This is a genomic window from Nocardioides sp. P5_C9_2, assembly GCF_054049555.1.
The window spans coordinates 1-1367 of the sequence record NZ_JBFUMD010000701.1; the positions used below are offsets into that span (position 1 = coordinate 1).

Sequence of the window (1367 nt, forward strand, 5' to 3'; positions counted from 1 at the left end):
GGCTGGACCGGGTCCTGCCGCACCTCGACGTCGAGGGGGCGGCCCTGGTGGACAGGCAGCGGGCGCCGCGCCGGGTGCAGGAGGACGAGCGCGAGGACGCCCTCGTCTGACCCGGCCGCGGCTCGCTGCTAGCGGGCCTGCTCGTCCTCGTCCTGGGCACCGTCCTGGGCCGTGAGGTCGTGGACGCGGACGGGGTCACCGAGCTCGCGGTGGTGGGTACGGACGGCCCCGAAGGTCCAGAGCTTGTTGAGCACGAAGCTGAGCGGGGTCACGACCGCGATGACGATCAGCTGGCCCCAGTAGAGCCTGTTCCTCAAGCCGCTCGAGCCGTCGAGCACCGAGGTCGGGAGGGCCAGCGGTGAGCCGGGGTGGAGCAGCACGGTGAGCAGCGCGAGGCCGATCACCTGGCCGGCGAGACCGACCACCAGGAAGGGCCAGTACTCGCGCCACCACGGCGAGTGGCCCGCGCTGCGGAAGGTCCAGCCGCGGTTGAGCTGGAAGTTCCACAGGTTGGCGACGAGGAAGGCCAGGGTCGAGTAGACGTGGTACCAGCGGACGTTGAACTCGCTGGCCGGCAGCCCGACGACCACGTCCTCGAAGGACGGCCCGAGCCGGTGGCACAGCACCAGCACGAGGAGGTTGACGACCACCCCACTGGCCCCGACGAGCCCGAAGCGGGTGAGCAGCACGAGGTTGTGACCGTGGCGTCCGACGACCCTCCGCACCACGCTCACGCGAGGAGGCTAGCCGGGAAGTCGGGAGCCCGTTCGACCGCCTCGCACGGCTGTGGGGAGAATGGGGGCATGACCCAGCAGCCCTTCTCCCGTCCCGGTGCCGTCGACCTGTCCGGCCTGAAGCGTCCCGCGCCTGCTCCCGCCGCCGGAGCGGGTCCCGCGACGGGCTCCGCCGGAGGGTCGTCGTACTCCGTGACCGTCACGCAGGACAACCTCCAGCAGATGCTCCAGGAGTCCATGACCGCACCGGTGGTGCTCGTCTTCCACTCCGCGACGCAGGCGCCGGGCAGCGAGGCGTACGCCGCGGACGTGGCCGCCGTGGTCGAGGGCCTGGACGGCCGTCTCCTCGCCGGGCTCGTCGACATCGACGCCGCCCCGGAGATCGCCCAGGCGATGCAGATCCCGCAGGTGCCGTTGATGCTGGTGGTGCTCGACGGCCGTCCGGTGACGCAGCCGATCCCCGGCGCGCTGTCCCGCGAGGAGCTCTCGACGCTGTTCGGGCAGCTCTTCGAGCAGCTCACCACCCAGGGCATCTCCGGCCGTCACCAGCCCCGCTCGGCCGCGCCGACGACCGCCGGCGAGGAGGAGCAGGTCGACCCGCGCTACGCCGCCGCGCAGGACGCGCTCGGTGAG

General features: G+C 72.3%; 1 protein-coding gene and 1 pseudogene. One reads left to right on the forward strand and one right to left on the reverse strand.

Translation table 11 applies throughout. The annotated features are described in order from the left end of the window. Window positions 1–128: 128 nt before the first annotated feature. Window positions 129–734, reverse strand: coding sequence for a GtrA family protein (locus ACXJKL_RS21125; RefSeq protein ID WP_457208954.1), 606 nt, complete (start codon window positions 732–734; stop codon window positions 129–131). A gap of 69 nt (window positions 735–803) precedes the next feature. On the opposite strand from ACXJKL_RS21125, the pseudogene ACXJKL_RS21130 reads away from it, so the two are divergent. Continuing rightward, window positions 804–1367: pseudogene (locus tag ACXJKL_RS21130) on the forward strand (co-chaperone YbbN); the annotation flags it as partial.